Annotated in this window: 26 protein-coding genes and 1 tRNA gene; 13 read left to right on the forward strand and 14 right to left on the reverse strand. The window is 70.6% G+C overall.

The genetic code is table 11. The annotated features are described in order from the left end of the window. Window positions 1-3: 3 nt before the first annotated feature. The gene (locus ACZ6CL_RS27065; RefSeq protein ID WP_468939827.1) at window positions 4-1,338 is read right to left on the reverse strand and encodes an ABC transporter substrate-binding protein; all 1,335 of its coding nucleotides are present in this window, start codon (window positions 1,336-1,338) and stop codon (window positions 4-6) included. A gap of 275 nt (window positions 1,339-1,613) precedes the next feature. On the opposite strand from ACZ6CL_RS27065, the gene ACZ6CL_RS27070 reads away from it, so the two are divergent. After that, window positions 1,614-2,657 (forward strand): LacI family DNA-binding transcriptional regulator, encoded by a 1,044-nt coding sequence (locus ACZ6CL_RS27070; protein ID WP_468939830.1) that lies wholly within the window; start codon window positions 1,614-1,616, stop codon window positions 2,655-2,657. A gap of 66 nt (window positions 2,658-2,723) precedes the next feature. Here the strand turns inward: ACZ6CL_RS27070 and ACZ6CL_RS27075 are convergent, their stop codons facing one another. Together ACZ6CL_RS27075 and ACZ6CL_RS27080 are read right to left on the reverse strand one after the other, a co-directional pair. Next, window positions 2,724-4,154 (reverse strand): glycoside hydrolase family 6 protein, encoded by a 1,431-nt coding sequence (locus tag ACZ6CL_RS27075; protein ID WP_468939831.1) that lies wholly within the window; start codon window positions 4,152-4,154, stop codon window positions 2,724-2,726. After that, entirely contained in the window at window positions 4,151-5,644 is a 1,494-nt protein-coding gene (locus tag ACZ6CL_RS27080; RefSeq protein ID WP_468939834.1) for a cellulose binding domain-containing protein, read from the reverse strand. The genes ACZ6CL_RS27075 and ACZ6CL_RS27080 overlap by 4 nt, the downstream gene beginning before the upstream one ends. Window positions 5,645-5,943: 299 nt before the next feature. On the opposite strand from ACZ6CL_RS27080, the gene ACZ6CL_RS27085 reads away from it, so the two are divergent. Next, complete coding sequence (locus ACZ6CL_RS27085; RefSeq protein ID WP_468939836.1) at window positions 5,944-8,844, forward strand: glycoside hydrolase family 48 protein; 2,901 nt, start codon at window positions 5,944-5,946, stop codon at window positions 8,842-8,844. A 205-nt stretch (window positions 8,845-9,049) separates the two neighbouring features. After that, the gene (locus ACZ6CL_RS27090; RefSeq protein WP_468939838.1) at window positions 9,050-9,322 is read left to right on the forward strand and encodes a hypothetical protein; all 273 of its coding nucleotides are present in this window, start codon (window positions 9,050-9,052) and stop codon (window positions 9,320-9,322) included. On the opposite strand, the gene ACZ6CL_RS27095 is transcribed toward ACZ6CL_RS27090, so the two are convergent. The 3 genes from ACZ6CL_RS27095 to ACZ6CL_RS27105 all read right to left on the reverse strand — a co-directional run bounded on the left by ACZ6CL_RS27095 (window position 9,319) and on the right by ACZ6CL_RS27105 (window position 12,285). After that, the gene (locus ACZ6CL_RS27095) at window positions 9,319-10,047 is read right to left on the reverse strand and encodes a hypothetical protein (protein WP_468939841.1); all 729 of its coding nucleotides are present in this window, start codon (window positions 10,045-10,047) and stop codon (window positions 9,319-9,321) included. The genes ACZ6CL_RS27090 and ACZ6CL_RS27095 overlap by 4 nt on opposite strands. A gap of 232 nt (window positions 10,048-10,279) precedes the next feature. Continuing rightward, window positions 10,280-11,716, reverse strand: a complete 1,437-nt coding sequence (locus ACZ6CL_RS27100) for an MFS transporter (protein WP_468939844.1) — start codon at window positions 11,714-11,716, stop codon at window positions 10,280-10,282. Next, entirely contained in the window at window positions 11,713-12,285 is a 573-nt protein-coding gene (locus ACZ6CL_RS27105) for a TetR/AcrR family transcriptional regulator (RefSeq protein WP_468939845.1), read from the reverse strand. The genes ACZ6CL_RS27100 and ACZ6CL_RS27105 overlap by 4 nt, the downstream gene beginning before the upstream one ends. Before the next feature lie 86 nt (window positions 12,286-12,371). Here ACZ6CL_RS27105 and ACZ6CL_RS27110 point away from each other — a divergent pair, with 86 nt between their 5' ends. From ACZ6CL_RS27110 to ACZ6CL_RS27120, 3 genes are all read left to right on the forward strand, one after another. Beyond that, complete coding sequence (locus ACZ6CL_RS27110) at window positions 12,372-13,139, forward strand: Clp protease N-terminal domain-containing protein (protein ID WP_468939846.1); 768 nt, start codon at window positions 12,372-12,374, stop codon at window positions 13,137-13,139. A gap of 106 nt (window positions 13,140-13,245) precedes the next feature. After that, a complete protein-coding gene (locus ACZ6CL_RS27115) occupies window positions 13,246-13,479 on the forward strand; it encodes a hypothetical protein (protein WP_468939849.1) in 234 nt (77 codons plus the stop codon). Window positions 13,480-13,631: 152 nt separating this feature from the next. Beyond that, the gene (locus tag ACZ6CL_RS27120) at window positions 13,632-14,237 is read left to right on the forward strand and encodes a histidine phosphatase family protein (RefSeq protein WP_468939850.1); all 606 of its coding nucleotides are present in this window, start codon (window positions 13,632-13,634) and stop codon (window positions 14,235-14,237) included. Window positions 14,238-14,270: 33 nt separating this feature from the next. On the opposite strand, the gene ACZ6CL_RS27125 is transcribed toward ACZ6CL_RS27120, so the two are convergent. Continuing rightward, window positions 14,271-14,450: a hypothetical protein gene (locus ACZ6CL_RS27125; protein WP_468939852.1), complete on the reverse strand. Its 180-nt coding sequence runs from the start codon at window positions 14,448-14,450 to the stop codon at window positions 14,271-14,273. Continuing rightward, complete coding sequence (locus ACZ6CL_RS27130) at window positions 14,447-14,815, reverse strand: ATP-binding protein (protein ID WP_468939854.1); 369 nt, start codon at window positions 14,813-14,815, stop codon at window positions 14,447-14,449. The genes ACZ6CL_RS27125 and ACZ6CL_RS27130 overlap by 4 nt, the downstream gene beginning before the upstream one ends. Before the next feature lie 499 nt (window positions 14,816-15,314). On the opposite strand from ACZ6CL_RS27130, the gene ACZ6CL_RS27135 reads away from it, so the two are divergent. Together ACZ6CL_RS27135 and ACZ6CL_RS27140 are read left to right on the forward strand one after the other, a co-directional pair. Beyond that, window positions 15,315-16,286: a hypothetical protein gene (locus tag ACZ6CL_RS27135; RefSeq protein ID WP_468939856.1), complete on the forward strand. Its 972-nt coding sequence runs from the start codon at window positions 15,315-15,317 to the stop codon at window positions 16,284-16,286. Next, the gene (locus ACZ6CL_RS27140) at window positions 16,271-16,810 is read left to right on the forward strand and encodes a GNAT family N-acetyltransferase (RefSeq protein WP_468939858.1); all 540 of its coding nucleotides are present in this window, start codon (window positions 16,271-16,273) and stop codon (window positions 16,808-16,810) included. The genes ACZ6CL_RS27135 and ACZ6CL_RS27140 overlap by 16 nt, the downstream gene beginning before the upstream one ends. A gap of 208 nt (window positions 16,811-17,018) precedes the next feature. Here ACZ6CL_RS27140 and ACZ6CL_RS27145 read toward each other — a convergent pair whose 3' ends face one another. Together ACZ6CL_RS27145 and ACZ6CL_RS27150 are read right to left on the reverse strand one after the other, a co-directional pair. Then, window positions 17,019-18,134 carry a methyltransferase domain-containing protein gene (locus tag ACZ6CL_RS27145; protein ID WP_468939860.1) on the reverse strand — a complete coding sequence of 372 codons (1,116 nt, stop codon included), beginning with the start codon at window positions 18,132-18,134 and terminating at the stop codon, window positions 17,019-17,021. 249 nt (window positions 18,135-18,383) lie between these two features. Further along, window positions 18,384-18,968: a TetR/AcrR family transcriptional regulator gene (locus ACZ6CL_RS27150; RefSeq protein WP_468939862.1), complete on the reverse strand. Its 585-nt coding sequence runs from the start codon at window positions 18,966-18,968 to the stop codon at window positions 18,384-18,386. An 88-nt stretch (window positions 18,969-19,056) separates the two neighbouring features. Here ACZ6CL_RS27150 and ACZ6CL_RS27155 point away from each other — a divergent pair, with 88 nt between their 5' ends. From ACZ6CL_RS27155 to ACZ6CL_RS27170, 4 genes are all read left to right on the forward strand, one after another. Next, window positions 19,057-19,743, forward strand: coding sequence for an SDR family oxidoreductase (locus ACZ6CL_RS27155; protein ID WP_468939864.1), 687 nt, complete (start codon window positions 19,057-19,059; stop codon window positions 19,741-19,743). Between the two features lie 38 nt (window positions 19,744-19,781). Next, on the forward strand, window positions 19,782-20,837 hold the full coding sequence (locus ACZ6CL_RS27160) for an aldo/keto reductase (protein WP_468939866.1): 1,056 nt from the start codon (window positions 19,782-19,784) through the stop codon (window positions 20,835-20,837). 29 nt (window positions 20,838-20,866) lie between these two features. Beyond that, entirely contained in the window at window positions 20,867-21,871 is a 1,005-nt protein-coding gene (locus ACZ6CL_RS27165) for an NADP-dependent oxidoreductase (protein WP_468939868.1), read from the forward strand. Window positions 21,872-21,967: 96 nt separating this feature from the next. Then, entirely contained in the window at window positions 21,968-22,252 is a 285-nt protein-coding gene (locus ACZ6CL_RS27170) for a hypothetical protein (protein ID WP_468939870.1), read from the forward strand. A 51-nt stretch (window positions 22,253-22,303) separates the two neighbouring features. Here ACZ6CL_RS27170 and ACZ6CL_RS27175 read toward each other — a convergent pair. From ACZ6CL_RS27175 to ACZ6CL_RS27190, 4 genes are all read right to left on the reverse strand, one after another. Continuing rightward, a tRNA-His gene (locus tag ACZ6CL_RS27175) sits at window positions 22,304-22,376 on the reverse strand. 93 nt (window positions 22,377-22,469) lie between these two features. Beyond that, window positions 22,470-23,078 (reverse strand): oligoribonuclease, encoded by a 609-nt coding sequence (gene orn, locus ACZ6CL_RS27180; protein ID WP_468939873.1) that lies wholly within the window; start codon window positions 23,076-23,078, stop codon window positions 22,470-22,472. Between the two features lie 5 nt (window positions 23,079-23,083). Continuing rightward, window positions 23,084-24,412 carry a helix-turn-helix domain-containing protein gene (locus ACZ6CL_RS27185; RefSeq protein WP_468939876.1) on the reverse strand — a complete coding sequence of 443 codons (1,329 nt, stop codon included), beginning with the start codon at window positions 24,410-24,412 and terminating at the stop codon, window positions 23,084-23,086. Window positions 24,413-24,902: 490 nt separating this feature from the next. After that, on the reverse strand, window positions 24,903-25,319 hold the full coding sequence (locus ACZ6CL_RS27190) for a hypothetical protein (protein ID WP_468939878.1): 417 nt from the start codon (window positions 25,317-25,319) through the stop codon (window positions 24,903-24,905). A gap of 572 nt (window positions 25,320-25,891) precedes the next feature. On the opposite strand from ACZ6CL_RS27190, the gene ACZ6CL_RS27195 reads away from it, so the two are divergent. Then, window positions 25,892-26,413: a universal stress protein gene (locus ACZ6CL_RS27195; protein WP_385437768.1), complete on the forward strand. Its 522-nt coding sequence runs from the start codon at window positions 25,892-25,894 to the stop codon at window positions 26,411-26,413. The last annotated feature ends 200 nt before the right edge of the window (window positions 26,414-26,613 follow it).

Below are 26,613 nucleotides of genomic sequence, written 5' to 3' on the forward strand. Positions count from 1 at the left end.
CGGTCACTGGTCCAGCGCGTTGTCGATCGTCTTGGTGGCGGCCTTCCAGCCCTCCTCAGGGGACTTGCCCTGCTGGTCGACCTGGAGGAGGCCGATGTCCACGAGGTTCTGGTTGATGATCTGGTCCTTCGCCCCCAGCACCTGGACCGGGATGCCCTGGGCGGCCTTGGTGAAGATGGAGCCGATCGGCGCGTTCGCGAAGTAGGGGTGCTTGGCGTCCTTCACGTCCGGCAGGGAGTACGAGGCCTGGGCGCTCGGCCAGCTTCCGCGCTCCTTGAACAGCTTCGCCTGCTGTTCGGGTGCGGTCAGCCAGGCGACGAGCTTGGCCGCCTCTTCCTTGTTCTTGCCCGCCTGCGGCACGCCGAGGAAGGTGCCGCCCCAGTTGCCGGGCTTGGGCGCGGCGGCCACGTCCCACTGGTTCTTCGCCTTGTCCCCGGCCTTGCTCTGGATGTAGCCGAGCATCCACGGCGGGCAGGAGACGGTGGCGAACTGCCCGTTGGCGTAGCCCTGGTCCCAGCTCTTCTGGAACTGCTGGAGCCTGGCGGTCATCTTCCCGGTGGCCGCCTTGGTGGCGAGTTCCCAGGCGTCCTTCACCGCAGGGCTGTCCTTGTAGATGATTTTGCCGCTCTTGTTGTAGTAGCGCTCCGCGTTGCCCGCGACCGCCGCGTTGAAGACGCCGCCGGCCGAGTCGACGAAGGCCGTGCCGCTGGGGGCCTTTTTCATGTACTTCTTGCCCGCGTCCAGGTACTTGTTCCAGTCCCCGGCCCAGAGCTGGGCGACCTTCTCACGGTCGGTGGGCAGCCCGGCCTTCTGGAACAGGTCCTTGCGGTAGCAGATCGCCATCGGGCCGATGTCGGTGGCGAGACCGACCGCCTTACCGTCCTTCGTGATGCTCTGCTGCCATTTCCAGTCGAGCCAGTTCTCTTTCTTGACGCCTTCTGTCTTCGAAAGATCAACGAACTTATCCGCCTGGGTCTGGACGACCTCGGCGATGTTGGCGACTTCGATGCCCTGGACATCGGCGAGACCGCTGCCCGTGCTCAGGTGGTTGAGCAGCTGCGGGTAGTAGTTCTCGTTGCGCTCGATGACCGTCTGCTCGATCGTGATGTCCTTGTGGAGCTTCATGTACTCGTCGTAGAGACCGGCTTCCTTGAAGCCCATGGTGCCGAAGAGACCCATAATGATCTTGGTCTTTCCGCCGCCCCCGCCCCCGCCGCCGGACTTGTCGGTGTCGCTGTCGCCGTCGTCGGCGCAGCCGCTGAGCAGTCCGGCCCCTAATGCGGCGATGGCCGCGAGGGCCACCGCTCTGCTGCGGTACGTACCAGTGATCCTGCGCATTTCGTCCTCCTAGCGCCCTGACGTACCGCTCCCGGCCAAAAAGGGGGAATCCGTGGGACTTTGAGATGCATCGGCACGGGCGGGCAGCGTGCGGGTTGTGTATGACTCAGGTACTGTGGGAGCGCTCCCAGGTTGATGTGTTGAAGGGTTGCGGCTCCCCGCTGGGGTGTCAAGGGACAGAGCGGAACAACTTCCGGAAACCGCACTGCTGTTGAATGTCCACCGCAGGCGCCCACGTGGGTGGATCTGCTGGGTACGGAGGCTGGAGGCGCGAGATGGCAGGAACCCGGCGGCGGCATGGTGCGGGGCGCGGCAGGCCCACCCTCGAGGAGGTCGCGGCCCGCGCGGGCGTCGGCCGCGGCACCGTCTCCCGGGTGATCAACGGCTCGCCGAGGGTCAGCGACCGTACCCGTACGGCCGTCGAGCAGGCCGTCGCCGAACTCGGCTACGTCCCCAACCGGGTGGCCCGCGCGCTGGCCGCCAACCGGGCCGACGCCGTCGCGCTGGTCATACCCGAGCCGGAGACCCGGCTGTTCGCGGAACCCTACTTCTCGGACATCATCCGCGGTGTCGGCGCCGAGCTGGCCGACACCGATCTGCAGCTGCTGCTGACCCTCATCCGCACCCCCAAGGAGCGCCAGCGCTTCGCCGACTACCTCTCCGCGCACCGGGTCGACGGCGTCCTGCTGGTGTCCGTCCACGCGGACGACCCGCTGCCGGACCTGCTGGAGCGCCTCGAGATGCCCGCGGTGCTCAGCGGACGCCGCTCGGCGCACGAATCGGTGCCGTACGTCGACTCGGACAACACCGGCGGCGCGCAGTCCGCGGTGGAGCACCTCATCGGGCGCGGCCGCACCACCGTCGCCACCATCACCGGACCGCTGGACATGTACGTCGCCCAGTGCCGTCTGGACGGCTACCGCGCCGCCGTCCGGGCCGCGGGCCGGGAGCCGGAGCTGGTGGCGTCCGCCGACTTCACCGAGGAGGGCGGCCGCCGGGCGATGCGCCAGCTGCTGGAGCTGCGGCCCCGACTCGACGCGGTCTTCGCCGCCTCGGACGTGATGGCCGCGGGAGCCCGCCAGGTGCTGCGCGAGTCCGGGCGGCGGGTCCCGGAGGACGTCGCGCTGGTCGGCTTCGAGGACTCCGCGGTCGCCCGCCACATGGACCCGCCGCTCACCAGCGTCCGGCAGGCGACCGAGGAGATGGGCCGGGCGATGGTGCGGGTGCTGCTGGAGGAGATCGAAGGCTCCTCGGAACGCCCCTCCAAGCGTCCCCAGGTGGTGCTGCCGACCCAGCTGGTGCGGCGCGAGTCGTCGTAAACGGACCGGGGAACGGGTCGGCCCCGCTCACGCGCTGCGAAACGCGAGCGGGGCCGGTAGAACGGGTTACAGCGCCGGGTAGGCGTTCCTCAGCAGCTGCTGGAACTGGGCCGAGAACCAGTGGCCCGACAGCGGCGCGTTCGCGAGCGAGCCCGACATGTTGTAGCCGTTGCGCGCGTTGCCCGTGTACGTCGGGTCGCACATCCGGTCGAAGCCCTTGCCCTCGTCGTTGGGGATCTGGGAGCTGGCGCCGTCGGACTCGCCCGGGGGCTTCATCCACACGTACGCGTCGATCCCGGCGGCGGGCGATGCCTTGGGCCGCTCACCGAGCCCGGCTCCGGACTGGTTGCACCAGTTGCCGATGTGGATGCGGCGGTCGTAGCGGCCGCCGTTGACGTACGTGTCGACGTCGCTCTTGGCGCCCGGGCCGGACGGGCGGGCGGAGCCGCCCCAGCCGTTGCGGGAGGTGTCGATCAGCGCGCCGATGTTCGACGGGAAGCCGACGTTCACCAGTTCCTGACGGAAGGCCTGGGCGAAGGACTGCTCGTCCACGTAGCGGTTCCAGTCCACCCACTTGGACTGGCGGACCGTGGTCCCGTTGATGTTGTCGTTGATGGTGAAGTTGTTTTCCTTCAGGGCGCTGTAGTTGGCGGTGTTGACGATGATGCCGGCCACCTTGTCGACCGTGCTGCCCTCGGCGGTCGCGGCCTGCTTCATGATCTGGGCGGAGGGGTTGAAGTTGTCGTCCCAGCCGATCCAGCCGTGGTGTCCGGCGTCGATGTAGTTGTAGACGTTGCCGACGGCGCCCAGCTTGTTGAGCGCGTAGCCGACGCCCTTCACGTAGTTGCCGTTGGCCTTCATGGTGTCGCACTCGGGCGTGGCGGTCGGGCGGCCACCCGTGTTGGTGACCAGGTTCGGCAGCGAGTCGATCTCGACGGTGGTGACGATCCGCAGATTGGAGTTGGCGTACTTCGACTCGCGCAGGATCGACGCGATCGGGTCGATGTACTGCGTCTTGTACTTGTCGATCTCCGTCGGGCCCAGCTCGCCGTTGGAGGCCAGCGCCGAGCAGTCGCGGCCCGGCAGGTTGTAGATGACGAGCTGGACGACGGTGGGGCTGCCGCCCGACTGCTGGAGTGCCGTGTCCAGGTGGGCGCGCAGGCCGCGGGCCCCGGAGGTGCCGTTGATCGCGGCGATGCGGTCCATCCAGACGCCGGTCGGCTGGTTGGAGATCTTGGAGCCGCCGGGTTCGGCGGCGGCCTTGGCGGACCAGTCCGGGTTCACGTACACCTTGGCGCCCGCGTACGGGTTGTCGACCTTCGCGGCGGCCTTCGCGGCGGCCTTGGCGGTCCCGTCGGCCTGCGCCGAGGCGGTGCCCGCGAGCGAACCGACGGTCAGGGCGGTGGCGGCCAGCAGCGCGCCGCCCGCGAAGGCGGCCGCGCGGGTGCGGCTACGGGGCCTCTGGAAAGGTGGGGGAGGTGAGGTGATGCGGCTCATGACAGTCCTTTCAGGTGATCGCGGAATCCGATGCCGAAAGCGGTCGGGGTGCCGTTGAAATCGCTGATGAGGGACGGGCCGGAGGAACAGTCCCAGGTGTTCCAGGTCCAGCCGAGGTACGAGGCGTGCTTGGCGTCCAGCCAGGCCATGACGCGGTCGATATAGCCGTGTGAGCAGGTGTTCTCGCCGATCTCACCCGCCACGAAGGGGACTTGGGCGATCACCGGGGCCAGCTGCTCGTTGAAGCAGCTCTCGCTGGAGCAGGTGTTGAAGTTGTACGTGTGCCAGGCGGCGGCGAGGTTGCCCGCCGGGTCGCTCGGCTTGTACGTCAGCCACTGGCGCGTGTCGTTGGAGTACGCGAGGCCGCCGAGCAGGATCACGTTCCGGGCGCCGGTGGCCCGTACCGCGGTGACCAGGCTCTGCGTCCCGGCGACCTGGAAGTCGATGCCGGGGCAGCTGCCGCCGTCCCGCCAGCACTTCCACGCGGCCGTGAGGTCGGAGGTGGCGCGGTCCGGGAACGGCTCGTTGAAGAGGTCGAAGACCACGGCCTGGTCGCCCTTGAAGGTCTCGGCGACCGAGGACCAGAACGCCGGGGTGTACTGGGCGTTCGGCATCGGCTTCTGGCAGGTGGCGTACTCGGTGTCCGGGCAGTGGTTGTCGCCGCCGGTGTACCGGCCGTGGCTCCAGTGGAGTTCGAGGATCGGTGTGAGGCCGTTGGCCTCCAGCCGGGTGACGTACTCCTTCACGGCGTTGATGTAGTTGGCGCCGCGATAGGCGGAGTTGATGTGCGACAGGCCGAGCCAGCACTCCTCGTTGAGCGGGACGCGGACCGCGTTCGCCTTCCACCCGGCGATGGCCTTCACGGACGCGTCGTCCATCGGCCCGTCGAAGATGCCCCGCCCCTGCACGCACATGAACTCACCGCCCGAGCGGTTGACTCCCAGCAGTCGCCGGGTGGCCCCGTTCTCGTCCACGAACGTGTTGCCCGCGACGCGCAGCTTCGGCGGGGTGCCGCCCTGGCCCGGTGGGGGATCGGTCGGGTCGGTGGGGTCCGTCGGGCCGGAGCCGCCGTCGCACGCCACGCCGTTGACCTTGAACGCCGACGGCACCGGGTTGGACCCGGACCACGAGGCAGTGAACCCGGCGCTGACGCTGCCGCCCGTCGCGATCTTCCCGTTCCAGGCGGCGTTGACCGCGGTCACCGTCGTCCCGGACTGCGACCAGGTGGCGTTCCACCCCTGGGTCACCTTCTGTCCGGCGGAGAAGTCGAAGGTGAGGGTCCAGCGGTCGAGCGCGGCTCCGTTATTGGTGATCGTGACGTTGCCCTGGAAGCCGTCGCCCCATTGGCTGGCGGCGGTGTACGCCACAGTGCAGGCGGCCGCCGCCCGTGGTGCGACGGAGGTGCCGGACGCGGCGGCGGTGCCCGCGGTGCCCGCCAGAGTGAGCGACGCGGCGGCCGCCAAGGCGTAAAGGCGCGGTGGTGCTCGCATGGAGCGACTCCTCGGGTGCTCGCGCCGTCCCGTGCGGCGCTGACTGCTGGAACCGCTCCCACTGGTTGAGCTGACGGTAGCGCCAGTGGCGTACATGTCAACAGACTCGTTCAGAGATTAATCGGTCGAAGTCGTTCGAACGGCCCGTCTTGTTCAAAGACTTGACACTTCTTCAGAGGGAACGGACGCTTGGGAGCGCTCCCACTGGTTCGCACATCCCCCCCCCAATTTCCGAACCCGCGTGGAGGTCCCCCATGCGCGTACAGCGAGGCTCACCCTTGTCAGGGGCGCGTCGGCGGATGAGACGGCTGGTGACCGCGCTGGCCGCGGCCCTCTCGCTGCCCGTGGCCATGACGGCCGCCGGTGGTGCCGCTCCCGCCCACGCCGACACCGCCGCAGCCGTGCAGTGCAACGTCGACTACAAGACGAACGACTGGGGCTCGGGCTTCACCGCCGATCTCACGATCTCCAACCCCGGCACCGAGGCCATCAACGGCTGGACCCTGACCTACGACTACGCGGGCAACCAGAAGCTCGGCAACGGCTGGAACGGCACCTGGTCGCAGTCCGGCAAGACGATCACCGTCAAGAACGCCGCCCACAACGCGAACATCGCGGCCGGTGGCAACGTCACCACCGGCGGCCAGTTCAGCTACAGCGGCACCAACGCCGCGCCCACCGCCTTCGCCGTCAACGGCGTCACCTGTCGCGGCGCCCACCAGCCGCCCATCACCGTCCTCACCAGCCCCGCCCCGGGCGCCGTCTATTCGGCGGGCGGCACGGTCCCGATGGCGGCCACCGCCGCGGCCGCCGACGGCGCGAGCGTCACCAAGGTCGAGTTCTACAGCGACACCAAGCTGCTGGGCACCGACACCACCTCGCCGTACAGCTTCGACTACGCGGACGTCCCGGCGGGTGACTTCTCGCTGTACGCCAAGGCCTACGACAGCCAGGGCGCGTCCGCCGAGTCCACCCCCGTCGGCATCCATGTCGCGGCCGGTCCGGCGCTGGTCGCGAGCCCCGCCCAGCTGGGCGTGGAGCAGGGCAAGACCGGCACCTTCGGCCTCCGGCTGTCCACCAGGCCGTCCGCCGACGTGACGGTCGCGGTGGCCCGTACGTCCGGCAATACGGGCCTGACCGTCTCCTCCGGCGGCAGCCTCACCTTCACCCCGGCCAACTGGAACACCGCCCAGCAGGTGACGGTCGCCGCCTCGAACTCCGGCACCGGCTCCGCGACCTTCACCGCGACCGCCTCAGGTCACACCAAGGCCGAGGTCACCGTCACCCAGCTGGCCGCCGCCAAGACGTACGACGCCCGCTTCCTGGAGCTGTACAACAAGATCACCGCGCCGTCGGCGGGCTACTTCTCGCCCGAGGGCATCCCGTACCACTCCGTGGAGACCCTGATCGTCGAGGCGCCCGACCAGGGCCATGAGACGACGTCCGAGGCGTACAGCTATCTGATCTGGCTCCAGGCCATGTACGGCAAGGTCACCGGCGACTGGACCAAGTTCAACTCCGCGTGGGACACCATGGAGAAGTACATGATCCCCACCCACGCCGACCAGCCGACGAACAGCTTCTACAACGCCTCCAAGCCCGCCACCTACGCGCCCGAGTGGGACCAGCCCTCGCAGTACCCGTCCAAGCTCGACGGCAACGTGCCGGTCGGGCAGGACCCCATCGCGGCCGAGCTGAAGAGCGCGTACGGCACCGACGACGTCTACGGCATGCACTGGATCCAGGACGTCGACAACACGTACGGCTACGGCAACTCGCCCGGCAAGTGCGAGGCGGGCCCCTCCGACACCGGCCCGTCCTACGTCAACACCTTCCAGCGCGGCCCGCAGGAGTCCGTCTGGGAGACCGTGACCCAGCCGACCTGTGACGGCTTCAAGTACGGCGGCAAGAACGGCTATCTGGACCTGTTCACCGGCGACGCCTCCTACTCCAAGCAGTGGAAGTTCACCAACGCCCCCGACGCCGACGCCCGCGTCGTCCAGGCCGCCTACTGGGCCTCCGAGTGGGCCAAGGCGCAGGGCAAGGGCAGCCAGATCTCCGGGAACATCGCCAAGGCCGCCAAGATGGGCGACTACCTGCGCTACGCCATGTACGACAAGTACTTCAAGAAGGTCGGCAACTGCGTCGGCGAGACCACCTGCCCGGCGGGCAGCGGCAAGAACAGCTCCAGCTATCTGCTCTCCTGGTACTACGCCTGGGGCGGCGCCACCGACACCTCCGCCGGGTGGGCCTGGCGCATCGGCTCCTCGCACGCCCACGGCGGCTACCAGAACCCCATGGCGGCCTGGGCGCTCAGCTCGTACGCCGACCTCAAGCCCAAGTCCGCGACCGGCGCGAGCGACTGGTCCACCAGCCTCAAGCGGCAGGTCGAGTTCTACCGGTGGCTCCAGTCCAGCGAGGGCGCCATCGCGGGCGGCGCCACCAACAGCTGGCAGGGCCGCTACGCCACCCCGCCCGCGGGCAAGTCCACGTTCTACGGCATGTACTACGACGAGAAGCCGGTCTACCACGACCCGCCGTCCAACCAGTGGTTCGGCTTCCAGGCGTGGTCCATGGAGCGTGTCGCCGAGTACTACAACCGCACCGGTGACGCCTCGGCCAAGGCCGTCCTCGACAAGTGGGTCACCTGGGCGCTGTCCAAGACCACCATCAACCCCGACGGCACCTACCAGTTCCCGTCCAACCTCCAGTGGTCCGGTCAGCCCGACACCTGGAACGCGTCCAGCCCCGGCGCCAACACGGGCCTGCACGTGACCGTCACCGACTACACCAACGACGTGGGCGTGGCCGCCGCGTACGCCAAGACGCTGTCGTACTACGCGGCCAAGTCGGGCCACACCGCCGCCAAGAACACCGCCAAGGCGCTCCTCGACGGCATGTGGAACCACCACCAGGACGCGCTGGGCATCGCGGTCCCCGAGTCCCGCGCCGACTACAACCGCTTCGACGACCCGGTCTACATCCCCAGCGGCTGGACCGGCACCATGCCCAATGGCGACAAGATCGACTCCAGCTCGACCTTCCTGTCGATCCGCTCCTTCTACAAGAACGACCCGGCCTGGTCCAAGGTCGAGGCGTACCTGAAGGGCGGCGCGGTGCCGAGCTTCACGTACCACCGCTTCTGGGCCCAGGCGGACATCGCGCTGGCGATGGGCTCGTACGGGGAGCTGTTCGAGTAGCGGATCTCGCGGGGGCGTGACCCCGTGGCGGACCGGCGGGGCCCTCAGGGTCGGGGGCCCCGCCTTCCCGTCTTCCGCCTTCCCGTCTTCCGCCTTCCCGCCTTCCGCCTCCCCGCCTTTCCGCTGCCGCGTCGAGGCGTCGCGGATTCGCCCATCTGGGGCATCCAGGGGTGCGGCGACGGCCCCCCGGCCGCAGCGTGGAGCCATGACCGAGAGCGAGAGCCCGCGCGTCACCCGGCCCACGATGGTGGTGCTCGGCGTCCAGCACGACGATCCCCCCTACCGCCTGGTGGAGGTCGCGGGGGAGCTGGTCGGCAAGGCGCACTCGGTCCTGGACATCATCGAGATCGCCCGCCAGCTCGGCTTGGACAACATCGACCTGGACGACCCGGACGTGGTGCGCTGGGTGGGCGGCGACAAGTTCACCTGGACCCCCTGGTGGCCCCGCCACCCACCACAGCACGAGGGGCGCGCCTAAGGCGTGCCCTGCTGCGTCGAGGGCTGCGCCGCGGCCTTCAGCCGTGCCGCCGCCTTCTGGGTCAGGTCCCGCACGAAGGCGGTGTCGCTGCTGGGGGAGAAGGTCAGCTCGGCGACCGTGGCGCCTTCCCGGATCTGCACGACGTTGAAGGGGAAGCCCATGGCGTTCATCTGGATGCCCACCGACTCCTCGCCCGCCTTGGGCGCCGCCCAGTGCTTGAACTCCATCTTCGCGCCCGCAGCCTTGCCTCCTTCGCGGCACGCGGCGGGGATCTTGCGGAGCTGGCTGATGTTCTGCGCTGCGGCGAGGTCGTCGCGGTAGCTGGTGATCCGCGTCTCCAGGTTGTCGAACTCGTCGTTCTCCAGTGACCGCCCGACCCCGGCCGCGGGCTTGCCGATGGCCCGGTTCGTACGGGCGACGAAGGCGTTGCAGGAGGCGGACGGGCTCTTCCACCCCTGGAAATTCCGCCGGTCCGTCTGGTACGTCCCGTCCAGGTGCTCCTCGTCCACCTTCCACCCGGCGGGCATGTCCTCCGGGGTCAGCAGCGCCTCGCCCAGGACGTCGGCGGACAGGGGCTTCGCGGTGGGCGTGGGGCTCGGGGAAGGGGAATCCGCCTGCCGCGATGCCTTCCCCTCCGCCTGTCCGCCGGAGCCGCCGCCACAGCCCGCCGTCACCAGCACGGCCGCGGCACAGGCTGCTCCGGCCACCGTCTTCTTGAACAACATCCCGCCCCCGTTGCATTCGTCCTTCACCCGCGCACCGGCAGCCTAGACCGCGTCGAAGAACGCCCGCGTATCGGCGGCCACATCACCCGGCCGCTCCATGGCCAGGAAGTGGTGGCCGCCCGTAGACGCTCGTCGGGGCCACCGTCTGGCCCTCCGGCCAGCTGAAGCCGGTGCTGTCGTACATGGGTCAGGACGAGGGGCCGAGTACCGGTCGTAGCCGAGGCGTTCTCCTTCAGCTCCGCGCGGCCCCTGTCTCCGTCACGCGGGCCCTGTCCGCGTCGCGCGCACCTGCCTCCGAGCGCATCCGGCCGGGCAGTGCGACGGCCAGCAGCGCGCCCAGCGCCGCCACCGCCGCGAGGGCGGCCAGGGCGGGCCCCATCGCGGCGGCGAAGGTCCCGCCGCCCGGCAGCCGCAGCAGCATCGTCGCGGCGGCCACTCCCAGCGTCGGCCCGATGTTCATGGCGGTCTGCTGGAGCCCGCCCGCCACCCCCGCGTGCTCCAGCGGCGCGTGGCGCACGATGACGGCCGTCGCGGTGACCATCACGGTGCTGAAACCGGCCCCGAGCGCGAAGAAGCAGCCGCCGATCTCCAAGGCGGTCGCCGCCCGGTCGAGCCGGGAGAAGAACAGGATGCCCAGCGCGACGAGGGCCATCCCCGCCACCGCCGTACGCCGTGGTCCGTACCGGCGCGCCAGGACCGCCGAGACCGGCGCGCCCAGCACCATCGTCGCGGCCAGCGGCAGCACCCGCAGTCCGCTCTCCAGCGGGTCCAGCGCGAGGACGTCCTGCAGGAAGTACGTGCCGACGAACAGCGCCCCGAACAGCGCCGCCGACGCCGCCACCAGCACGCCGAGCGCCGAGGCGACCGTCGCCGAGCGCAGCACGCCGGGCGGCACCAGCGGGCTCGGCGTACGGCGCGCGTGCCATGTGAACGCGCCCCCGGCGGCCGCCATGGCGAGGAAGCCGAGCGCGGTGGCGGCCGTCCAGCCGGTCTCCGGTATCGCGGCGAGCGTATGGACCAGGCACACGAGAGACAGCGCCAGCAGACAGGCGCCCGGCAGGTCGAGCGCCACACCGGTGCGCGGCCCGTCCAGCGCGTCCGGCCCGTCCGCCGGGACGCGTACGACGAGCGCCAGCACGCCGACCGCCGCCGCGGGGAGCACGCTCAGGAAGAAGACCGACCGCCAGCCGAACTGCGCGGCGAGCGCCCCGCCCACGATCGGCCCGGCGGCGGCCGCCACCCCGATGGCGCTGGTACGCAGCGCGATCGGCATCCCGAGCTGGTCGCGCGGGTAGGCCGCGCGCAGCATGCCGAGGGTGGCGGGCTGCAGCAGCGCGCCGAATACGCCCTGGGCGACGCGCAGTCCGATCACCCAGCCGACGCCGGGCGCCATCCCGATCCCCGCCGACGCGGCGGCGAAGCCCAGCGTGCCGACCGCGAACACCCGTTGGTGTCCGTACCGGTCGCCGAGCCGCCCGGCGAACACCAGCAGGCTGGCGACGGCGATGAGATAGCCCGTGCTGGTCCACTGCACGTGCACGAACGAGGCGTGCAGATCGCGCTGCAGGGCGGGCTGGACGACGGTCAGCACGGTGCCGTCGAGGGCGACGATGACGGCGCCGGTGACGCTGCCGACGAGGGTGAGCCGCTGCCGCTGCCGCGTTTTCACGCCGTCCCCAGATGCGCGTCCATCGCCGCCCGCAGCAACGGCTCGACGTCCTCCGTACCGGTGGCGAGCGGCAGGCTGCCCCACTCCCACAGCTGCGCGATGCCGTGCAGATTCGCCCACAGGGAACCTGCGACGACGCCCGCCTCCGCCTCGGGGCGTACCCGGCGGACCAGCCCCACCAGCACCTCGAAGAGTGGCAGACTGGTCTCCCGCAGCCCCAGTTGGTTGCTCTCCAGCAGATCGTGACGGAACATCAGCTCGAACATGCCGCGGTTGGTGCGCGCGAACTCCAGGTAGGCCCGCCCGAGCGCCATCAGCTGCTCCCGGGGCTCCCGCCGCCCGTCCCCGATCGCCGCCCCGGCCTGTCCGGCCAGCTCGTCGAAGCCGCGCCGTGCGATGGCCGACAGCAGGGACAGATGCGTCGGGAAGTAGCGCCGGGGCGCCCCGTGCGAGACCCCGGCCTGCCGCGCGATCTCCCGCAGCGACAGGGCCGCCGCGCCCTCCCGGCCCACCAACTCGACGCCCGCATCGACCAGTCGGGTCCGCAGGCCCCCGTCCTCTTCGCTCATAGACAGTGTCTACCAGTCGTTAGTAGACGCTGTCTACTGTCAACTACGGGTTGACACGACGGGGACTGTCAACTCATAGTTGACACATGACGAACCGGAACCCGGACTCGGACCCGCAGCCCACCGACATGACGAACCCCGTACGCCTCGACGACCTGATCGAGGCCATCAAGAAGACCCACACCGACGCCCTGGAACAGCTCACCGACGCGGTCATCGCCGCCGACCACCTCGGTGACGTGGCCGACCACCTCATCGGCCACTTCGTGGACCAGGCCCGCCGCTCCGGCGCGTCCTGGACCGATATCGGCAAGAGCATGGGCGTGACGCGGCAGGCGGCCCAGAAGCGCTTCGTCCCCAAGGGCTCCGCCGCCCAGGACCTCGACCCCAGCCAGGGCTTCGGCCGCTACACCTCCCGCGCCCGGAACGTCGTGGTGTCCTCCCAGAACGAGGCCCGCGCCGCCAGTAACGCCGAGATCCGCACCGAACACCTCGTCCTCGGCCTCCTGGCCGAGCCCGACGGCCTGGCCGCCAAGGCGATCGTCGCCCAGGACGTCCTCCTGGACACCGTCCGCCAGGCCGCCACCGCCGCCCTCCCGCCCGCCGCCGACTCCATGCCCGCGTTGGTCCCCTTCGACGCGGGCGCCAAGAAGGTCCTGGAACTCACCTTCCGCGAGGCCCTGCGCCTGGGCCACAACTATGTCGGCACCGAGCACATCCTGCTCGCCCTCCTCGAACACGAGGACGGCTCGGGCGTGCTCAGCGGCGTGGGCATCGACAAGGCCGCCGCCGAGGGGGCCATCGCCCAGATGCTGGAGCAGATCCAGGCGGCCCTCCCCGATAAGGAGTCATAGCCCGCGTACACACTCCTTGGGTGCCGCCCGCCGAACGAGTAGCGCGGGCGGCGTGGGGTGAGCGGTACGCACATACGCCCGAAGCGTCGGACTTATGATCCAACGCGTGGACATCCCCGACAGAATCATCTCCCTCCAGCAGGCCGCCGACGCCGAGTACGCCAAACTGGCAGGTCTCGCCGACGCCGACCACAAGACCCAGTGGAAGCACTGGTACGACGCCGCCGTCACCGTGCAGGCCGCCGTCACCGAACACGCCCGGGACGCCGGGCTCAGCCGGGCCGAGCTGGAGGCCGCCGTGAAGAAGGCCGTACGACATCCGGCTCCGGCCGACGGCTGAGCCGCACCCCTCCTGACCCGGGGAGTGTGAGCTGCGCGACCCCGTCGCGTGTTCCCTCCCCGGGACCGGCTGAGCGACGATGAGGACGGCGGCCCGGCTCAGCGGCCGGGCGCCGCACCCCGCGCCCGCTCCCCGGAAGGACGCCCCCGCTCATGCGCCTCCTGCTCGTCCGCCACGGCCAGACCTCCTCCAACGTCATCCACGCCCTGGACACCGACCTGCCGGGCGCGGACCTCACCCCCCTCGGCCGCCAGCAGGCGGAGGCCCTGGTGGAGCGCCTCGCGGACGAACGGATCGACGCCCTGTACGCCTCCCCGCTCCACCGCGCCCAGCAGACGGCCGCCCCCCTCGCCCACGCCCGCGGCCTGGAGGTCGTCGTCCGCGAGGGCATACGCGAACTGCGCGCCGGTGACCTGGAGATGCGCGACGACAGCGAGTCCGTGCAGCTCTACCTCAAGACGGTGATGGCCTGGTCCGCCGGTCAGACCGACCTGCCGATGCCGGGAGGCGACACCGGCGAGGAGGCCCTGGCCCGCTACGACGAGGTGATCGAGGAGATCGCCGCCTCGGGAGCGGAGTGTGTCACCGTCATCAGCCACGGCGCGGCCATCCGCACCTGGACCGCCGCCCGCGCCCTCAACATCGACGCCGCGTTCGCCGCCCGGAACCCCCTGGAGAACACCCAGACCGTCACCCTGACCGGCGACCCCCACCACGGCTGGACGGTCACGCACTGGGGCACCGAGCCGATCGCCTGACCGGCCCCGGCCGGGCGCCGATGAGGGCGGGAGTTATTCCTGTCGCGGAACGGTCACCGTAAGCCGCTCAGGGTTCTCGGAGGTCCACTCCCTGCCTCCGGCCAGCGCCCTGAGGATGTACGTCTTGCCCCCGCGTACGTCCGAGACGACCGCGTACCGGCCGGTGTCCTCGTCGCGGACCCGGTCGCCCACCCACACCCTCCCGTCCTTCACGCGGCCGCCTCGCACTTCATCTCGGCCCAGACCTGCTTGCCCCAGCGGTACCGATCCGTACCCCATCGCTCAGCGAGGGCGTCGACGATCAGCAGCCCACGGCCCCTGGTGCTCTCTCCGCCCGAGTCCGTCCGCAGGAGCGGTACGGACCGGGTCCGGTCCGAAACACCGAGGCGGATGAACTCCTCGGACGGCCGGGTGATGACGACCCGGATCGATTCCAGGCGGGCGTGGTTGACCGAGTTGGAGACCAACTCGGTGATCACCAGCACCGCATCATCGATCAGTTCCTCCTGGCCCCAGGCGGCCAGCGCGGTGCGCACGAGCCTGCGGGCGGCTTCCGCGCTCTCCGGTACGCGTCGCATGGTCTGTGAATATCCGGGGTGCCCCTTGGGGCGAGGTGTGGCGGTCACGGGCATCAGGACCTCAGTAAGTGCGAAGTGAACGGCCTTGCCTGAGTGAACGACGGCTCGCCGCGCGCGAAGAGGAAAGGTCATCCGGATGCGCAATCCACGCAACCGGAAATTATCGACCGGCTCTTCTCACCGAGGGGGTTTGAGTGGCTACGGTGGGTAGATGGAGGGGAACGAACGCCTCAACAACGCCATGCGCGAGAGCGGGCTCACCCAGAATGAGTTGGCCGACGCGGTGAACACTCATCTGCACCGCAACGGCCACGAAGGCACGGTGAGCGACCGGACGGTCCGCCACTGGCTGACCGGAAAAACCCGATGGCCGCACCCTCGGCAGAGAGCGGCGTTAGAGGCAGTATTCGGGTGTACCGCCGAAGTGCTGGGATTCGTCCCACCGGTCCGAAGATGTCCCGCCACCGAACCGGAGGAGCCCGTGAGGCGCCGGAATTTCTTGACTGCCACTACCGGTACGACGGCCGCGGTCGCCGTTCCCCTCGTCGCTCAGCACTCTGTAGGCACCTCCGACGTGATCCGGCTCCGTTCCGGGTTGGACGCCCTGGTGGTGCTGGACGCCAAACGGGGAGGTCACGACGAACTGGAGCGTCGGGCCCTTGCCGGGGCGGCCGAGGCGCTGGAGAAGCAGAAGCTGGGTGCCTCCCAGCGCATCCGCCAGAGGCTGTTCAGCGTGGCCGCCAGCTACATGTCCATGGCCGCTTGGTCTGCCATCGACGCCAAGCAGACCGACCGGGCCCGGAGCCTGCTGGATCGGACGCTGTATTTAGCCGGGATGGCCAAGGACTCCACCGCCGAGCTGGACGCCTGGAACCTGTACTCCATCCTCGCCCACCATCGTGGTGCGTATACCGAGGCCGTCGACTCCGGCTATGCGGCGCAGGCGACGGCCGTCGCCCGGCGGGACCCGTTCTACGGATCCCTGGCCCACGCCCGGACCGCGCTCGCCCACTCCAACCTGGGCGACCGACAGGCCGCCATACGGGCCCTCGGGTGTGCCCAGGAGGCGCTGGGCAAGGCGTCCTTGGGTGATCCCCGGCCGAGCTGGACCGCCTTCTACGGGCCCGCCGAACTGCTGGCCCTCACGGCCATCGTGCGAGACAAGATCGGCGAACCCGCTGAGGCCGAGGCCGCCTCTCACCAGGCCCTGGCGAGTATCCCGAAGGCGTTCCGCCGCAACCGTGCCCTGGCCACCGCACGGCTCGCCCTGACCCAGCTCCACCAACGGGACATCGACCAGGCGTGCGCCACGGCCTCCACCGTCTTCACGCTGATGTCCGGCCACCCGATCCCCGGGCGCATGCGCTCTCTTCTCGGCGACTACCACCGGGACTTGATCACCCTTGCCCCGGACGCGAGCGTCGCCCGGGAGTGGGCCGACCGCTACCGAACCGAATGGAGCCGAGCTTGAGCGCCGCCGATCTGGACGTCCGTTACTTCACCCACGCCGACCTCCCGGAGATCCGCCAGACGCTGATCGACGTGCACGCCATCGCTATGGGGGACGCGATGGAGGACGAGTTCAATCAGCGCTTCCCCTGGTTCGTGGACCACTGGGGCGGCCGCCCCGGGTTCGCCTGTGTGATCGCGTACGACGGCGACGAGGCCGTGGGCTTCGCCTACGGTGCCCCGGGCACCCCTGGTCGCGAGTGGTGGCGCGAGCACCTCGACCCGGCGCCGGAGAAGGACCTGACCTTCTCGTACTCCGAGCTGGCCGTGATCCCGAAGTGGCGGAAGCAGGGCGTGTCCGAACGGCTGACCCGCGTGTTGCTGGATAAGCGCGCCGAGGATCTCGTCGTCCTGCTTGTGGATGTCGAACACCCCCGGGTGCAGGCCCTGTACGAATCCTGGGGCTTCCGGAAGGTGGGCGAGGACCAGCCCTTCGCTGACTCCCCGGTGTTCGCCGTGATGCTGGCGGAACTGCCGCTGAGCTGAACCGGCTGCGGGTGCCCATGATGTTCGGGGCGACCATAGTTACCCCGGTGCTGATGGCGGACATCCCAGGAGCATCGCCTCGTTTGAGGAATGCCCAGCCGCACCAGGCGACGCCGGCTTCCAGTCCGAGGGGCGATACAAATGCGCGGCGGCGCCGCACGAGCTGACGGGAGTGTTGACGTGCCAGGCTCCCCGCTCTCGGTTCTGGCTACGCCGCCGACCAGCGGGGGCCCGTCCCGGCGTCGCGGCACCATGCGTACTGCTGATCGGGCGTCACCGTCAGGCCGAAGTCGTACAGCTCGGGACGCCCCTCGGCCAGCCACCCGTCCCAGGCCCGCTCCACCTCGTCCGCCAGGCGCCGGGGCCCGCCCTGGTAGGCGAGTGTCGTACCGTCGCCGACTGCGGCGAGCATCGCCCAGGACGTCGAGCCGTCGTGCAGCCAGGCGTTCAGGCCGTCCTCGTCCTCGGCGGTCGTGATCTGTACGTCCGGCACGGAGACGCGCAGGGCGAACCGCAGGTGCCAGTCGTCGCGCAGCGGTGTCAGGTGCCGCGTGAACGGCCGCTCGTCCGCGTGCGGGGCGGCCTCGCGTACCTGCTCGAAGGTGCGGCCGAGGTCTGCGCCGCGGGCGGGCATGAACGTGGCCAGGCCCCGCACCCGGCCGCTGGCCGACCGGCCGTCGCCCGCCACCGTGAGCGCGACATGCCCAAGCCACCCCCAGGGGACGACGATCCGGCCGCCCGGCCGGGTCTGCTCGACCCACGCCCACGGGACGCGGTCGACCGCGTAGGTGGCGATCACGCGATCGTAGGGCGCACCCGCCGACCATCCCGAGGCGCCATCGGCAACCCGCACCTCCACATCCGCCCCAGCCCGCTGGAGCCGCCCGGCGGCAGCGGCCGCCAGCCCGGCGTCCACCTCGACGCTGACCACGGAGCCCGCTCGCCGCGCGAGCAACGCCGCGTTCCACCCGGTACCGGTGCCCAGCTCCAGCACCCGGTGACCGGGCTCCAGAAGCAGCGCGTCGAGCATGTCGACCACGACGCCCTGCGCGGACAGGCTGGAGACCGGCGCGCCCCCGCTGATCTCGGTGACCGCGGCCGTGTCCGGAGAGCCGTACACCTCGGCCGTCCACTCCTCGAAGGCGCTACCGCGCTCGATGGGCGCGTACGCCCGCCCGGTCCACCGCCAGAGCCGGTCCGGCGCGAAGGCGTGCCGCGGTACGGCCGCGACGGCGGCCCGGATCCACGGGGACCGCTCGGGCCACGCGCCGCGCCGCTCCATGACGGCGTCCAGCGCGGCGCGCGGCCCCTCGTGGCCGGTCATTTCCGGTGCGTCCCGTTCCCGGGCTGCGGTGGCGGCACCTGTCCATCGGAATTGCCCGGCGGAGGCTTTCCCTGACTCGTGTCCGGCGGCGGCTTCTCGTGCTTCCCCACGGGTTCGGTCCCCTTCGTCATGAGGCGTGAGCGTCCATGGTGATGCCGGACCGGGGCGCGCGGCAGGGCGCACGGGCGCTCTGGGGCGAGCGGCGCCGGGGTGCGCGCGCCCCGGCGGATCCCTGGCGGCGTACGGGACTTATGCGCGCCGCTGGCGGCCATCCGGCTGATCAGCCGTCAAGGCCGTGCGGGCGGCGGTGAGGAACTGGTCGGAGAGCGGGGAGCCCTTGGTGGCGCGGGCCAGGACGAGGGCGCCGAGCATCGTGCACAGCCGGGTGAGGCCGTCCTCGTCCTCGGTGGCGAGCCACTCGGCGAAGTCACCCACGCCCTCGGTGTAGACGCGGCGGGCCTCGTGGTCCTCGGGTTCGCGCGCCATGTCGGCGGCGAGCGCGGCGGCGGGGCAGCCGTCCGCCGCGCTGTCGCGGTGCTCGGCGGCAAGGTAGGCGTCGATCAGCGCGCGCTGGGCGGCCTCGCGCTGCCCGGCGTACTGCTCCAGCCCGTCGTCGCGCTGCCGGGTGAGCCCCTCGAAGGCATGGGCGGTGGCTTCGCCGATGAGCGCGTCCTTGGAGGCGAACTGCTTGTAGAAGCCGCCGTGGGTCAGACCGGCCGCCTTCATGAGGTCGGCGACGCTGATGTGGGTGCCCTGCTCCCGGAACAGCCGGGAGGCGGTGTCCACGACCCGCCTGCGGTTCTCCTCCGCCTGCGCCTGCGATACGCGGCCCATCAGCCACCTCCCGATTGGATGTCGATTGACATCCATTCTAGGGCGTGCTTTAGATTATGCTCGCAATCTAATTCGATTGGGAGTAGCCATGGAACTGAAGAACGCGGTCGCGGTGGTCACCGGCGCCAACCGGGGGCTCGGGCGGCATCTGGCCGCCCAGCTGGTGGAGCGCGGGGCGAAGGTGTACGCGGCGGCCCGGCGCCCCGAGGCGGTGGACCTGCCGGGTGTCACCCCGCTGCGGCTGGACGTGACGGACGAGGAGTCGATCCGGGCCGCGGCCCGCGCCGCGTCCGACGCGACCCTGCTGGTGAACAACGCGGGCATCTCCACCGCCACGCCGCTGATCGCGGGCGGCCCGGACGACGTGCGCCGGGAGATGGAGACGAACTTCTACGGTCCGCTCGCCGTGACGCGGGCCTTCGCCCCCGTCATCGAGGGCAACGGCGGCGGCGCCGTGCTCAACGTCCTGTCCGTCCTGTCCTGGCTGCACCCCGCCCCCCTCGGGGCCTACGCCGCGACCAAGGCGGCGGCCTGGGCGCTGTCCGACGCGGCCCGGGAGGAACTGGCGCCCCGCGGCATCGCCGTCTCGGCGCTGCACGTCGGCTACATGGACACCGACATGGCCGCGGGCGTTCCCGCCGACCAGAAGGCCGACCCCGCCGAGGTCGCCGCACAGGCCCTGAACGGCGTCGAGACGGGGCTGCCCGAGATCCTCGCCGACGAGGTCACCCGGCAGGTCAGGCAGAGCCTGGCGGCCTCGCCGAACGCCGTCTGAGGCGCACCCCCTGCCAACCTTTGAATGAGGGACATCTGATGCGTTACACAACCTTCGGCCACAGGACCGGGCTGCGCGTATCCGAGTACGCGCTCGGTACGGCGAACTTCGGCACCCGCTGGGGCGCGGGTGCCGAGCCGGACGAGGCGCGCCGTATCTTCGACCGGTTCGCCGAAGCGGGCGGCACCTTCCTCGACACCGCGGACACCTACCAGTTCGGCGAATCGGAAGAGCTGACGGGGAAGTTCGTCGCCGCCGACCGGGACCACTTCGTCCTGGCCACCAAGTTCACCCTCGGGGCCGCGCCGCAGCCGGGCGTCTCCGGGACGGGCAACAGCCGCAAGAACATGGTCGCTTCGGTGGAGGCCAGCTTGAAGCGCCTGGGCACCGACTACGTCGATCTGCTCTGGGTGCACTTCCCCGATGAGCTGACGCCCATGGAGGAGATCCTGCGCGGGCTCGACGACCTGGTGAGTGCCGGCAAGATCCACCACGCCGCCCTGTCCAACTTCCCCGCCTGGCGCGTCTCCCGGGCGGTGACGCTGGCGGACCTGAAGAACTGGGCGCCCATCGTGGGCATCCAGAACGAGTACAGCCTCGTCGAGCGCACCGCCGACCGCGAGCTGCTGCCGATGGCCGAGAGCCTCGGCCTCGGCGCCGCCCTGTGGTCACCGCTCGGCGGCGGACTGCTCACCGGAAAGTACCGCCACGGCGCCGAGGGCCGGCTGAGCGACCTCGGAGCGGTCATCCACACGGAGAGCACCGGCCAGAAGACCGCCGTCGTCGACACCGTCCTGGCCGTCGCCGAGGAGACCGGTGTGACGCCCGCCCAGGTGTCGGTGGCCTGGGTGCGGGAGCGCGCCGCCCGGTCCGCGACCACGCTCGTCCCGATCATCGGGCCGCGCAGCCTCGCCCAGCTCGACAGCTACCTGGGCGCTCTCGACGTCCACCTGACGCCGGAGCGGTTCGCCCGTCTGTCGGACGTCAGCGCGGCGCCGCCCGGAGTCCCCCACGAGGCGATCGCCGCCTCCCTGGGCGGCATCCAGGGAGGCGACCCCAGCCGCGTCAGCGCCCCAGCCTCACCAGTGGCTTGAGGCCCGAAGACGAAGCAACGGAGACGACGATGAAAGCCTTCATAGTCGAGCGGTACGGCGACGCGGCCGGGGTGCGACTCGGCGAGATGCCCGACCCACGGGTGGGCGCCGACGACGTGCTGGTCCGCGTTCACGCGGCGAGCGTCAACCCGCTCGACCTGCGGATCCGCGACGGGGACTTCAAGGCGATCCTGCCGTACCGTCTCCCGTTCATCCTGGGCAACGACCTCGCCGGGGTGGTGGTCCAGGTGGGATCGGCCGTCACACGGTTCGCGGTGGGCGATGAGGTCTACGCGCGGCCCGGCAAGGACCGCATCGGCACGTTCGCCGAACTCATCGCCGTCCACCAGGACGACGTGGCGCTCAAACCGGTCACCCTCACCATGGCAGAGGCCGCGTCCCTCCCCTTGGTCGCGCTGACCGCGTGGCAGGCGCTGGTCGAGCGGGCCCAGGTGCGGCCGGGCCAGAGGGTCCTCATCCACGCGGGCGCCGGAGGCGTCGGCACCATCGCCGTCCAGCTGGCGAAGCATCTGGGCGCGCACGTGGCCGCCACCGCGAGCACGGCCAAGGCCGACCTGGTGAAGTCGCTCGGCGCGGACATCGTCGTCGACTACCAGCAGCAGGCCTTCGAGACGGTCCTCGACGGCTACGACGTCGTCCTGGACCCCCTCGGCGGCCAGACGCTCAAGAAGTCCCTGCGGGTGCTCAAGCCTGGCGGGATGGTCATCGGCATCGCAGGGCCTCCCGACGCGGCCTTCGCCCGCGAGCTGGGCGCGAACGCGGCCCTCCGCATCGCGATGAGCGCGCTGAGCTTCCCGACCCGGCGCCGCGCCAAGCGCCGCCACGTCACGTACTCGTTCCTGTTCATGAGGGCCGACGGCGACCAGCTGCGCGCCCTCACACCGCTCATCGACGACGGGACGATCCGTCCCGTCGTCGACCGGGTCTTCCCCTTCGAGGAGACCCGGGAGGCCATGGAGTACGTCGAGAAGGGCCGTGCGAAGGCCGGCAAGGTCGTCGTCGCGATGACCTGAGGGCACGCGACCAACTCGCTTCGTCCTGTGTCACTCGCCCGAGCCTGGGCACACGGGGGTGGACCCGAGGGGGGAACCTCCCGGAGGAGCACCGCCATGATCAAGAAGCTGCACGACATGGGACTGCGCAGCGAGCACGCCTACACCGCCGCCGTCACCTCCATCGGACTGTCCATGCTGACGTGGGCCGCCTCGCTCCGCGCCGAGCCCGGCCGAGGCCTCGACCGGGCCGACCGGTGGGGGATCTTCGTCGGCGAGTGGGCGCCCACCTTCTTCGGCCTCGGCATCGCCCTGTCCCACTACGAGCAGGAAGAAGGCTCGCTGCTGGACAAGGCGCACGCCAACGGCGAGCGTCAGCGGCAGATGGCGGGCACCGCGTAAACGCGACGAAGGGCTGACCTGTTCTGTCAGGTCAGCCCTTCGATCGTGCAGGGTGAGTAACGGGACTTGAACCCGCGACATCCTGGACCACAACCAGGTGCTCTACCATCTGAGCTATACCCACCATGACCGCTGCTTTCCGCACCGGCCGAGAAAAACTATACAGGGTCGGCGGGGGTGCTCGCTCCCGGCTTTCGTACGCGCCGGGAGCGAGTCGCTACGGCTGCCGGGCGGGCAGGACGTGGCGGGCCGCGATGGACTTCGCGGTGTCCGAGTCCGGGCCGGGCTGGGGGACGAAGACGGCCTCCCGGTAGTAGCGCAGCTCGGCGATCGACTCGTGGATGTCGGCGAGTGCGCGGTGGTTGCCGTTCTTCTTCGGGCTGTTGAAGTAGGCCCGCGGATACCAGCGGCGGGCCAGCTCCTTGATCGACGAGACGTCGACGATCCGGTAGTGCAGGTACGCCTCCAGCGTCGGCATGTCCCGCAGGAGGAAGCCACGGTCGGTGGAGACCGAGTTTCCGCACAGCGGGGCCTTGCCGACGTCCGGGACGTGCTCGCGGATGTACGCCAGGACCTGGGCCTCGGCATCGGCCAAGGTGGTCCCGCCGTCCAGCTCCGCGAGCAGCCCGGAAGCCGTGTGCATCTCCCGCACCACCTCGGGCATGGTGGTCAGCGCCTGGGCGGGCGGCCGGACAACGATGTCCACTCCGTCGCCCAGGATGTTCAGCTCGGAGTCCGTGACCAGCGCGGCCACCTCGATGAGCGCGTCGTCCGACAGCGAGAGCCCGGTCATCTCGCAGTCGATCCACACCATGCGATCGTTCATACGTCTCACCCTACGGGGCGTTCCCGCTGGCCGGGCAGGGTCGGACGACCTGGGGCGCGGCCCGTGGCCTGCTCGGGCAGGCGTGGGGCGTACGCATCGGATTCCGGCTTGCCCGGTTCCGTACCGCCCGGTGGATGCGGCGAGTGCGGAGGGTGATGGTGGTGACCCGTATGGGTGACGGGCGCACCGGGGCGGCGCAGCGGCATGGCGTGCTCACCGGGGCGCTGGTCGAGCACCTCGGCACGGTCGCCTCCGCCGAGCCGTTCGGCCCGCTCCAGCCGGTCCAGCCGGTCCGGACCGCGCTCCGGGGCGCCGCCCTGGGGCCTGCGGGCCCGGTAGGCGGCCCGGTAGGCGGCCGGGGAGGACCCCAGCTGCCGCCGGAAGTGCCCGCGCAGCGCCACCGGGGACCGGAAGCCGCAGCGCCCGGCGACCTCGTCGACCGAGTAGTCGGAGGTCTCCAGGAGCCGCTGGGCCTGGAGCACCCGCTGGGTGATCAGCCACTGCAGTGGAGCGCTCCCAGTGAGCGATCGGAATCGGCGGTCGAAGGTGCGCCGGCTCATGTAGGCACGGGCGGCCAGGGCCTCGACGTCGAACTGCTCGTGCAGATGCTCGAGCGCCCACGCCACGACCTCGGCGAGCGGATCCGCGCCGATCTCCTCTGGTAACGACCTGTCCAGGTAGCGCTCCTGTCCTCCGCTGCGGCGCGGCGGCACGACGAGCCGGCGGGCCAGGGCCCCCGCGGCGTCCGCGCCGTGGTCGGTGCGCACGATGTGCAGGCACAGGTCGATCCCGGCGGCGGTGCCCGCCGAGGTCAGTACGTCGCCGTCGTCCACGAACAGCTCGCGCGGATCCACGTGGACGGATGGGTAGCGCTTGGCGAGCGTGGGCGCGTACATCCAGTGCGTGGTCGCCGGGCGGCCGTCGAGCAGCCCCGCGGCGGCCAGTACGAAGGCCCCGGTGCACAGGCCCACGATGCGCGCGCCCTCCTCGTGCGCGCGGCGTAGCGCGTCGAGCGCGGCGGCCGGTGGCGGCTGGGTGATCGACCGCCAGGCCGGTACGACGACGGTGCCGGCCCGGGACAGCGCCTCCAGGCCGTACGGTGCGGTCAGTTCCAGTCCGCCAGTCGTTCGCAGTGGCACATCTTCGCCCGCGCACACCAGCAATCGGTACCGAGGGACTCCGGCGTCCTGCCGGTCGATACCGAAGACGGAGAGCGGGATGGAGCTTTCGAAGATCGGTCCGCCGCTGAACAGCAGCACCGCGACGATTTCTCGTCGGCGGCGTCCGGAGAGCTTGCGCGAGGTCTCCGGTACGGTCGTGGAGTCCTGGCTCATGGCTCTAAGCCCCCCTCGGTGGTCGCGTCCTCTCGGTCCTGCACGTTTCCCCTCGGTCCTGAACGGTTCCCCCGCCGGTCATGGCCAAGATCGAATCTACTGTGTCGCGTGTGGTCGCCGTGACCAGTTCACCACCCGCCACTATGTCGACATGACAACTTGGCGCGAAGCATTCGATCACGAAGCGTTGCACTCGTAGCCCTCGCTGTGAAGTGGGCCTTCTGCTGACGCCCACTTCCCGTAGGGGGTACGGGTGGCTCGTACCCCTTTCCGCGCTGGCCGGAAGGGGGTTGAGCATGGCGTTTGCCAAGGGAAGAACTGGGATGCGAAGTTGGCCGAAAACTAGCGGGCGCAGACGTGCGGACGGGTCCTTCGACCGGCGTACGACCGGCTCATGCCGCGTCGCGGTCGTGTCTACGGAGTACGACGTGGCGCGCTTCCGAGGGTGTTCCGGGACGCTGCCGGGGCCGCGCCGGACCGGGCCCCGGCGTCAGTTCCGCCGACCGCCCCGGTGCGTCCCGATGCCGGTGCGGCTGTGCCGCCCGCGGTGCGGGCTCGCGGCACCGGCGTCGAAGCGGGCGGCCGCGCGTTCGTAGTAGCGCAGAAGGGAACGGCTGGCGGCGGTCACGGCGGCCAGGCCCACGGCGGCGCCCGCCGCGCCGCTCAGGGGTGATCCGCAGAGCAGGAGGACGGCGGGGACCACGGCGCAGCCGAAGGCGGACCAGCGGATGACCTCGTTCACGGGGTCACAGTCGGGGCCGCCGCCGGGGTCATGGCCGGGGCCGCCGCCGGGGCCACTGGCACGGGGGTCGCCTCGGGTGTCGCCCCGGGCGCCGCCGCGCGCGCCGTCGCCGGGCAGGGCGCCGGGCGGGACGCCGGGGGCGTCGTACTCACGGATGCCTGGCACGGTGGCGGCTCCTCTCGCACGGTGGACAAGCGGTGGAGGGCAGTGGACGGCGGTGGACAGGTGGTGGACAGACGAGGGGAAGGCGGGTCGGCGGACGGTGGAAGAGCGGTAGAACGGGGCTCCGGCGCGGGTCGGCCCCGGCGTCCGCCGGGGCCCGTGGGGAGGTCGTAGCGGCGACCGGTGCGGCCCGCCCGGGCTTGTTCCGTACGGAGGCGATCGCTCCGCGGCTACTACAACGTCCCGCCTGCCGACAGGTCACTGCCGGGCGACCGCACGGCGTACGCGAGGGGTCGGCGGGGCCTGAGTCGGGACCACTTGGGGCATTGCGTTACGGGCCGCCCTCCGGCATGCTCCGGGGAACGCTTCGGCCGCTCCGCTGCCGGGGCAACCTCTGGGCAGGCGAGGAATGGCGCCGTACCCTTGGGGGTAAGGGCTTGGAAAGATGAATCCCGGACGGATTTTTTTCGTTCGGCGCTCGTCTCAAGCTCTAGCGGAGCTCTAGTCCCCCGCCAACTTCAACCTGAGTCCCCGCCGTATCCCTCCGCACGAGGACACCCTTCGCCGAGACACCGATGGCCGGTCACGAAATCCCCGAACCCGCGGACCGCAAGCGGGTCGCCGATCACCTGGCGCACCCCCAAGCGGCGGAAGAAACACGTCATTCCTGCGATCCAGCCTTCCAGCACGGCGTCGTGGTCGGATTCGACGGTTCCACATCGAGCGAGCGCGCCCTCGCGTACGCCATCGGCATGGCCGGGCGCTCCGGCTCAGGTCTGATCATCGTCCATGTGGCCAACCGGCTGCCGACGACCGTATGGGCGGGCTGCGAGCCCCCCGTCTTCGTCGACGTTCCCGATCACCGCACCGAGGTGCTGGGCCTTGAGCTGGCCTGCGCCGAGCACCTCACCGAGGTGCCGTGGATCCTCGTCGAGCGGGGCGGCGACATCTGTCATGAGCTGGAGGAGGTCGGCCGGGAGTACGCGGCCGACGCGATCGTGGTCGGCTCCACGCACGGGCTGGTGGGGCGGATCTTCGGCTCGGTCGCCGGGCGGCTCGCGCGGCGTGCGCAACGGCCCGTCGTCGTCATCCCCTGAGCCCGGAACCTCGTTCCCTGAGCCCGGGGCCCGGGCTCAGCCTACGGCCCCGGCTCCGGCTCCGGCCCCGGCGTACGGGGCCCGAAGCTTTTCTCCAGTGGCCCCGCGCTGAAACCTCCGCATGGGCACCGGCCCGGGCGGACGTTCAGAACTGGACAGCCTCAACTCCCTTTCCGGGCAGCCGAGATGCCCCAGGACCC

Source organism: Streptomyces sp. NPDC041200 (genome assembly GCF_055591805.1).